Origin of the sequence: Streptomyces carpinensis (genome assembly GCF_002154505.1) — a bacterium.
GTDB lineage: Bacteria > Actinomycetota > Actinomycetes > Streptomycetales > Streptomycetaceae > Streptomyces > Streptomyces carpinensis.
The window spans coordinates 1-8,442 of record NZ_MUBM01000225.1; the positions used below are offsets into that span (position 1 = coordinate 1).

Annotated in this window: 9 protein-coding genes and 1 pseudogene; all 10 read left to right on the forward strand. The window is 70.1% G+C overall.

Going from position 1 to position 8,442, the window contains the following annotated elements; all coding sequences use genetic code 11:
* Positions 1-160, forward strand: a pseudogene (locus tag BZY54_RS55125) (MFS transporter); the annotation flags it as partial.
* A 9-nt stretch (positions 161-169) separates the two neighbouring features.
* The gene (gene pafA / locus BZY54_RS28655; RefSeq protein ID WP_086728236.1) at positions 170-1,531 is read left to right on the forward strand and encodes a Pup--protein ligase; all 1,362 of its coding nucleotides are present in this window, start codon (positions 170-172) and stop codon (positions 1,529-1,531) included.
* A gap of 141 nt (positions 1,532-1,672) precedes the next feature.
* Complete coding sequence (locus BZY54_RS28660) at positions 1,673-2,680, forward strand: FKBP-type peptidyl-prolyl cis-trans isomerase (protein ID WP_086728237.1); 1,008 nt, start codon at positions 1,673-1,675, stop codon at positions 2,678-2,680.
* A gap of 61 nt (positions 2,681-2,741) precedes the next feature.
* A complete protein-coding gene (locus BZY54_RS28665; protein WP_086728238.1) occupies positions 2,742-3,113 on the forward strand; it encodes an FKBP-type peptidyl-prolyl cis-trans isomerase in 372 nt (123 codons plus the stop codon).
* 150 nt (positions 3,114-3,263) lie between these two features.
* On the forward strand, positions 3,264-4,241 hold the full coding sequence (locus tag BZY54_RS28670) for a helix-turn-helix transcriptional regulator (protein WP_086728239.1): 978 nt from the start codon (positions 3,264-3,266) through the stop codon (positions 4,239-4,241).
* Positions 4,242-4,259: 18 nt separating this feature from the next.
* Entirely contained in the window at positions 4,260-5,447 is a 1,188-nt protein-coding gene (locus BZY54_RS28675; protein ID WP_086728240.1) for a helix-turn-helix transcriptional regulator, read from the forward strand.
* A gap of 38 nt (positions 5,448-5,485) precedes the next feature.
* Positions 5,486-5,746 (forward strand): hypothetical protein, encoded by a 261-nt coding sequence (locus BZY54_RS28680; RefSeq protein WP_086728243.1) that lies wholly within the window; start codon positions 5,486-5,488, stop codon positions 5,744-5,746.
* A gap of 10 nt (positions 5,747-5,756) precedes the next feature.
* On the forward strand, positions 5,757-5,951 hold the full coding sequence (locus tag BZY54_RS28685) for a hypothetical protein (RefSeq protein ID WP_086728244.1): 195 nt from the start codon (positions 5,757-5,759) through the stop codon (positions 5,949-5,951).
* Between the two features lie 261 nt (positions 5,952-6,212).
* Complete coding sequence (gene tatA / locus BZY54_RS28690; RefSeq protein WP_086728241.1) at positions 6,213-6,494, forward strand: Sec-independent protein translocase subunit TatA; 282 nt, start codon at positions 6,213-6,215, stop codon at positions 6,492-6,494.
* Positions 6,495-6,541: 47 nt separating this feature from the next.
* The gene (gene tatC, locus BZY54_RS28695) at positions 6,542-7,495 is read left to right on the forward strand and encodes a twin-arginine translocase subunit TatC (RefSeq protein WP_086728242.1); all 954 of its coding nucleotides are present in this window, start codon (positions 6,542-6,544) and stop codon (positions 7,493-7,495) included.
* Positions 7,496-8,442: the final 947 nt, after the last annotated feature.

An 8,442-nucleotide genomic window follows, 5' to 3' on the forward strand; every position in this document is an offset into this window, starting at 1 on the left:
CGCGGTGCCGGGCGCGGCGGGGGCCGTGTCGTTGCTGGTGCTGCTGGCCGCCGGGCGGGTACTCGCAGCTCCCGCCGGGCAGGCGGTTGTTGCGGCTTCATCGGAAAATGATCCAAATCGTGCTGTCGAACCCCGTTTCAGCTCGGGGGATCGGGCGTAATGTTCAGTCATGGACCGCCGCATTTTCGGGCTGGAGAACGAGTACGGCGTCACGTGCACGTTCAGGGGACAGCGCCGCCTGTCGCCTGACGAGGTGGCGCGGTACCTCTTCCGCCGTGTCGTGTCATGGGGCCGCAGCAGCAATGTCTTTCTGCGAAACGGCGCCCGGCTCTATCTCGACGTGGGCTCACATCCGGAATACGCGACACCCGAGTGTGACAATGTGATCGAACTGGTCACCCACGATAAGGCCGGCGAGCGCATTCTGGAAGGACTCCTGGTAGACGCCGAACGACGCCTGCACGAGGAGGGAATCGCGGGTGACGTCTACCTCTTCAAGAACAACACCGACTCGGCGGGCAACTCCTACGGCTGCCACGAGAACTATCTGGTGGCGCGGCACGGGGAGTTCTCCCGGCTCGCGGACATCCTCATTCCGTTCCTGGTCACGAGGCAGTTGCTGTGCGGTGCGGGCAAGGTGCTGCAGACGCCGCGCGGAGCCGTGTACTGCGTGAGCCAGCGGGCGGAGCACATCTGGGAGGGCGTCTCCTCGGCGACGACGCGTTCCCGGCCGATCATCAACACGCGTGACGAGCCGCACGCGGACGCCGAGCGCTACCGCCGGCTGCACGTCATCGTGGGCGACTCGAACATGTCCGAGACGACGATGCTGCTGAAGGTCGGCGCCACCGACCTGGTGCTGCGCATGATCGAGGCGGGCACGGTGATGCGCGACCTCACCCTGGAGAACCCGATCCGGGCGATCCGCGAGGTCAGCCACGACATCACGGGCCGCCGCAAGGTGCGCCTGGCCAGCGGCCGGGAGGCCTCGGCGCTGGAGGTGCAGCGGGAGTACTACGAGAAGGCCGTGGACTTCTGCGAGCGGAGAGGCGTCCGCACCGGCACGGTGGAGCAGGTGCTGGAGCTGTGGGGCCGGACGCTGGACGCGATCGAGACGGAGGATCTCGACCGGATCGGCACCGAGATCGACTGGGTGATGAAGTACAAGCTCATCGAGCGGTACCGCACCAAGCACAACATGACCATGTCCCACCCGCGGGTCGCCCAGATAGACCTCGCGTACCACGACATCCACCGTCGTCGTGGCCTGTACTACCTGCTGGAGAAGAAGGGCCAAGCGGCCCGGGTCTGCAACGACTTGAAGATCTTCGAAGGCAAGTCGGTTCCGCCGCAGACCACTCGGGCGCGGCTGCGCGGCGACTTCATCCGGCGGGCGCAGGAGCAGCGGCGGGACTTCACCGTCGACTGGGTCCATCTCAAGCTCAACGACCAGGCGCAGCGGACGGTGTTGTGCAAGGACCCGTTCCGTTCGGTGGACGACCGGGTGGAGAAGCTGATCGCCGGAATGTGAGCCGCGTGGGAGGACTGGTGTGTTCCGCACGAATTGGCGGAACGCCACTCGGGCGCCGTACGTTTCACGTACGGCGCCCTTCCGGCATCGTAGAGTTGCGCGCACGCCATCAACAGACCGATCGATTACGAGGCCTTCACCGTGCGCCGTCGCTCTCTTCTTCTCTCCGTCCCCGCTGGGCTGGTCACCCTGGCCGCCTGTGGCAACGACAAGGCCGGCTCGGACAAGGCCACTGACAGCGCCTCCCCGTCGCCGTCCGCCCCGGCCACGTCCGCCGTGCCGCCGCCGAAGATCGTCTCCGGGCCGCTGCCGGCGATCACCGCGGGTACGAAGTTCGGCGAGAAGCCGACCGTCGCCAAGGGCAGCGGTCAGCCGTCGAAGGATCTCGCCGTGAAGACGGTGATCGCGGGCGGTGGGCGCACGGTGGCGGAGAACGACTACGTCCAGGCGCACTACCTGGGACAGGTCTGGGACACGGGCAAAATCTTCGACAACTCCTACGACCGCAAGTCGCCGCTGATCATCCAGCTCGCCCAGGGCACGATCATCGACGGCTGGCGCTATGCGCTGGCCGGGAAGAAGGTCGGCAGCCGGGTCCTGTTCTCGGTGCCGCCCACCTGGGGCTACGGCACGCAGGGGAACGCGCAGGCGGGCATCAAGGGCACGGACACGCTGGTGTTCGTCGTCGATGTGCAGAACACGTTCAACGCGACGAGCTCGGCCAAGGGCAAGGCCGTGCCCCAGAAGAACGCGAGCCTGCCGAAGGTGGGCACCAACACCGACGGCAAGGCGCCGTCCATCACCGTGCCGAAGGCCGCCGCGCCGAAGAACCTGATGGCCGAGTACGTCATCGAGGGCGACGGCCCGGTGGTCAAGGCGGACCAGACGGTGCTCGTCCAGTACAAGGGCGTGCTGTGGGACGGCGGCAAGGAGTTCGACTCGACGTACCAGAAGAAGACCCTGGCGTCGTTCTCCCTCCAGCAGGTCGTCAAGGGGTGGGCGCAGGGCATGACCGGCAAGAAGGTGGGCAGCCGCGTCCTGATCGTGATTCCGCCGTCGCTGGGCTACGGCGACAACCCGCCGCCGAACAGTGGCATCTCCAAGGACTCCACGATGGTGTTCACCGTGGACATCCTCGCCGCGATGTGAGGCCCGGGGGATGTAAGACTGTGCCTGTTGCCTTTTCACAGACAAAGCAGGAGCTAGAGACGTGAGCATCGACAAGCCCGAGATCGACTTCCCGGGCGGCGAGCCCCCGGCGGACCTGGAGATCGAGGACATCTGGGAGGGCGACGGCGAGGTGGCGAAGGCGGGTCAGACCGTCACCGTCCACTACGTCGGTGTCGCCTTCAGCACCGGCGAGGAGTTCGACGCCAGCTGGAACCGTGGCACTCCGTTCCGCTTCCCGCTGGGCGCCGGCCGTGTCATCAAGGGCTGGGACCAGGGCGTGCAGGGCATGAAGGTCGGTGGCCGCCGCCAGCTGACCATCCCGGCCCACCTCGCCTACGGCAACCAGAGCCCCACCCCGGCGATCAAGCCCGGCGAGACGCTGATCTTCGTCGTGGACCTGCTCGGCGTCTGATCGACCCGCGACGGATCCCTCATGGATCCCTCAGGGATCCGATCACCTGGGGCCCATGCCTGTTCGGGCGTGGGCCCTCGGCTTTGTCACCGCCTCGGGGAGCGGTACGGTCATCGGTCGTAAGCACCATAAGGAAGGCGAAGGGCATCGATGGCCATTGCCAAGGCCGAGCGGCTGATGAACCTGGCGCTGTGTCTGCTCGGGGCGCGGCGGCCGCTCAGCAAGCGCGAGCTGCGCGATTCCATCGAGGCATACGTGGAGGCCTCGGGGTCGGGCCGGGGTGCCACGGCGTCCGACGACTCCTTCAACCGCATGTTCGAGCGGGACAAGGACGACCTGCGTGAGCTGGGGCTGGTCATCGAGACCGTCGAGAGCCTGGACGGCGAGGTCGGCTACCTGGCCCGCCGGGACAGCAACCGGCTGCCGCCGATCACCCTGGACGCCGAGGAGGCCGCGGCGCTGGGGCTCGCCGCCAAGGTCTGGCAGCAGGCCCGCCTCGCCGGTGCCGCCAGCGGCGCCCTGCAGAAGCTGCGCGCGGCCGGGCTGCCCGAGGACGTCGACCCCTACGAGGCGCACGGCGCCCTGGAGCCGCGCATCCCGGTGCACGAGGCCGCCTTCGAACCGCTGATGCTGGCCTGCCGCGACCGCCGCCCGGTCGTCTTCGACTACCGCAAGGCCAGCGCCGCCCATCCGGAGACCCGGCACGTCGAGCCGTGGGCGCTGGAGTGCTGGCGCGGCCACTGGTACCTGGCCGGCTTCGACCGCGACCGCGGCGCGGAGCGGGTGTTCCGGCTGTCGCGGATCACCGGCAGGGTGCGCTCGCGCGGTGCCGGGTTCACCGCCCCCGTGCCGGACGTCGTCACCGTCCGCGAGACCGTCGCGAGCTGGGCGGGCGAGATCGCCGACCGCTCCGCCCGGATCCGGCTGCGCTCGGGGGCGGGGTACCCCCTTCGGGCGAAGGCCACGGCCGTACGGGAACTGGGCGGAGGCTGGGACGAGTTGGACATCCCGTACGGGCACGGGCTGGACGCCTGGCTGGTGGAGTTCGGGCCGGACGTGGTGGTTCTGGAACCCGCCGAGCTGCGGGCGGACGTGGTGGACCGGCTGCGTGCCGTGGCCAAGGGCTGAGGGGGAGCGAGCAACACTGTGGCAGGCAAACCGGTCAGGCCCGTGAACGCCATCGACCAGACCCGGCGGATGCTCTCCCTGGTGACGTATCTCAGGGAGCGGCCCGGCGCCCGGATCGAGGACGTGGCGCGTGCCTTCGGCATCACCGAGGACGAGCTGGTCTCGGACCTCGACGTGCTGCCCATGTGCGGCACCAGCTTCCGCGGCGGCGACCTGCTGGACATCGACACCGACGGCGAGCGCATCTGGTGGCACAACCCGGCCGCCCTCGGCGCGGAGGCGGCCGAGCCGCTGCGGCTGGCCGCCGACGAGGCGACCGCCCTGCTGGTCGCCGCCCGAGCGGTGGCCACCCTGCCGGGTCTGCGCGAGGGCGACCGGCAGGCGCTGCTGCGGGCGACGGCCAAGGTGGAGGCGGCGGCCGGCGAGGCGGCGGGCGCCAGCTCACGCCTGTCGGTGACCTTCGAGTCCGAGGGCGGTGTCTTCGCCGACGTGGACCGGGCGATCTCCGAGCGCCGCCGCCTGTGGATCCGCTACTACTCGCCGGCGCGCGACGAGGTCACCGAGCGGGAGATCGACCCCATCCGCCTGGTCAGCGTCGGGCACACGTATGTGGAGGCCTGGTGCCGCCGCTCCGAGGCACGCCGTACCTTCCGGCTCGACCGGGTCGCCGAGATCAAGATCCTCGACGAGCCGTCCGCGCCCCCCGAGATAGAGCTGCGCGATCTGTCCGAGGCGCTGGTGCAGCCCGCCGCGGAGGATCCCGAGGTCGTCGTCGAGGTGGGCCCGGGTGGGCGCTGGGTGGCCGAGTACTACCCGCACGACAGCGCCGACGAGCTTCCGGACGGCGGGCTGCGTATCACTCTGCGCACCCCCGACCCGGCCTCGCTCAGACGCCTGGCGCTGCGCCTGGGCCGGGACGGCCGGATGGTCGCACCCCGGGAGCTGGCCGACAGCGCCCGTCGGGCGGCATGCGAGGCGCTGGCGGCGTACGGCGGCGTGACGGACACCGCGGACGTGGCCCCCAGGACTTGCTCGGCGGACGTGGCGGGCGTGGACGACGGCGGGCACCCCGGGCAGGGTGGGGATCCTGTCGACTCCCAGGGCGCTGCCGGCTCTCCGGGTCACGCGGCACCGGAGGTCCGGGGCGTGCCCGCGGAGCCCGGCGGGTTGGACGGGCGGTACGACAGGCAGGAGCAGGGCCTTTGAGCGAGTCGTCGGCGTCTGGTGTGCACGGGGTGTCGGGGATGTCGGTGGCGGCGGCGTTCGCCGGGATGAGGAGTGCGGCCCCCGTGGTGTTCCGGGCGGGCTGCCCCGACTGCCGGGGCCGCTTCGAACTCGCCGCGAGCGCGCTGCGCCTGGCCATCGGCGCCAGCAGCCGCACCACTTTCTACTCCTTCACCTGTCCCGACTGCGGTGCCGCGGTCCGCAAACCGGCCGGCGAGCGGATCGTGGAGTTGCTCACCGGCGGCGGGGTCAGGACACTGCGCCTGCACTCGACGGTCTAGTCTCGTGGGCATGTTCTGGCCGATGGTGGCGGTGGCCGCGGGTTTCCTGGGTCTGGCCGTGCTCGCAGTCTTCGCTGTACGGGTCTTCGTGGAGGCGCGGCGGCTCGGGAAGCAGGTCTCGGAGTCGGCGCACCGGATCAACCAGGCCGCCGAGGACCTGGAGCGGGCCACCCTGAGCGCCGCCCGGTCGGTGGACTCGCTGTGAGTGCCGCGGACGATGCCCGGTAAGAGTTGCGTGGGGCCCGCGCCACGGGTCGATTCACCCTGTCGTGCTGTCGCATCCGGCAGGTACGCTGCTGAACGCGGACCGGAGAACGAGGCACGGACCGCGGACGGGAGTACGCACAGGGATTGCCTCGAGTTCACCCCTGAGCGTTACGATCGCTGTCACAACGATCGCTCGGTCACATGTCCGACTGGTCGGACAGCATCCCACACAGCCGCCTCGGTGAGAAGGTAAAGACTTATGTTCGGAAGGCTCGGAGCCCCCGAGATCATTCTCATCCTCGTCGTCATCGTCCTGCTGTTCGGCGCGAAGAAGCTTCCGGACATGGCGCGCTCGCTCGGCAAGTCCGCCCGCATCCTCAAGAGCGAGGCCAAGGCGATGAAGGAGGAGGGCCGCGGATCCTCCGCGCCGCCGCCCACCGACGACGAGCAGCCCCCCGCGCAGCGCACCATCCAGGCAGCCCCCGGTGACGTGACGAGCTCGCGCCCGGTCAACGAGCCGACGGACACCCCCCAGCGCTGACACAAGGCCGGAGATCTCCGGCCTGCCGCACGAGATGAGGACGTGGGTTGCTCAAGCCTGCCCGCAAGAAGGAGAGGGATCCCGAGGGGCGCATGCCCCTTGCGGATCACCTTCGTGAGCTCCGCAACCGGCTCGCGAAGGCCTTGCTGGCCATCGTCGTCGTGACGATCGTCGCCGCCTTCTTCTACAACGACATCATCAACTTCCTCACCAAGCCGATCCTCGACTCGATCGGCTGTGACCAGAGCTTCGCGGAACTCGCCAGGTCGTCGCACAGCGGCGAGAAGTGCGCGCGGATCACCATCAACGGCCTTCTCGCGCCGTTCACACTGGCCCTTCAGGTCTCGCTGACGGCCGGTGTCGTGTTCGCCTCGCCCATCTGGCTCTACCAGCTGTGGGCGTTCGTCGCGCCCGGCCTGCACAGGCACGAGAAGAAGTACGCCTACGCCTTCGTCTTCACCGGCGCCCCCCTGTTCCTCGGCGGCGCCTTCTTCGCGTACGAGGTGCTGCCCACCACCGCGAAGGTGCTGATCGACTTCACGCCGAACGGCAGCATCGACAACCTGCTCCCGTTGGACGATCTGCTCCAGCTGGTCACGCGCATGGTGATCGTCTTCGGACTCTCCTTCGAGCTGCCCCTGCTGCTGGTCATGCTGAACCTCACCGGGGTCCTCAGCGGCAGGCGCATGCTCGGCTGGTGGCGCGCCATGATCCTGGGCATCACGGTCTTCGCGGCCGTCGCCACGCCCAGTACCGACCCGCTGTCGATGCTGGCCCTCGCCGGGCCGATCTGGGTGCTGTACTTCGGCGCGGTCGGCTTCTCGCTGCTCAACGACCGCCGCAAGCGCCGCCGTGAGGAGGCGGGCCCGTCCGACGACGAGGCCTCCGAGCTCGACCTCACCCCCGAGGACATCGGCGACGTCGAACCGGTCACCGCCAACCGGGGCCTGCCCGAGCAGGCCGGCCCGGACCGGGTCAACGGCTACGACGACGTGACCTGAGCACATCACCGCAGGCACACGGCCGGCCGCTCCACCGCGAGCGGCCGGCCTTTTCCGTGTCCGGGAGACGGGGCCTGGCGGCCGCTGGGTCCCTCGGCTGGTCGTCCGCCAGTTCTGTCGGCCCGACGTGTGCGGGAGTTGTCGGCCTGGCGGCGACGGGCTCCGTCGCCCCGATGGACCCGGTAGACCCGGTGGACCCGCCCGGCCCCGATGGACCCGGCGGATCCGTTGGTCCGGCGTCCGCCGGAGCTGTCGGGCGCCGGATCTGCCGGCGCATGCGGGACCGCAACGGGTCCGTCCCCGGGAGGCTCCGGCCCCCGCCGACCGGGCCTCGCGGCTGGGTCTTCCACTCCGCCGGTGGGATCGCCCTCCGCCGGTCGGACCTTGGGCCTCCGCGGGTCTGGGTCCCTGCTTCCGCTGGTCGGACCGTCCCACCTCCACCCATGGAACTTCCCGCCTCCACCGGTCGGTCCTTCGGCCTTCACGGGCCGGACGTCCCGCCTGCACCGGTTCGGTCCTGCGGCCTTCACGGGCCGGACGTCCCGCTTCTGCCGACCGCACCCTGCCCTCCACCGGCCGGGCCTCCCGGCTCTACCGGCCGGGTCTTCCGCTCCGTCAGTGGGATCGCCCTCCGCCGGTTGGACCTTGGGCCTCCGCGGGTCGGGGCCACCTGCCTCCGCTGGTCGGACCGTCCCACCTCCACCCATCGAACTTCCCGCCTCCACCGGTCGGTCCTTCGGCCTTCACGGGCCGGACGTCCCGCCTGCACCGGTTCGGCCCTGCGGCCCTCACGGGCCGGACGTCCCGCTTCCGCCGACCGCACCCTGCCCTCCACCGGCCGGGCCTCCCGGCTCTACCGGCCGGGTCTTCCGCTCCGCCGGTGAGATCGCCCTCCGCTGGTCGGACCGTCCCACCTCCACCCATCGAACTTCCCGCCTCCACCGGTC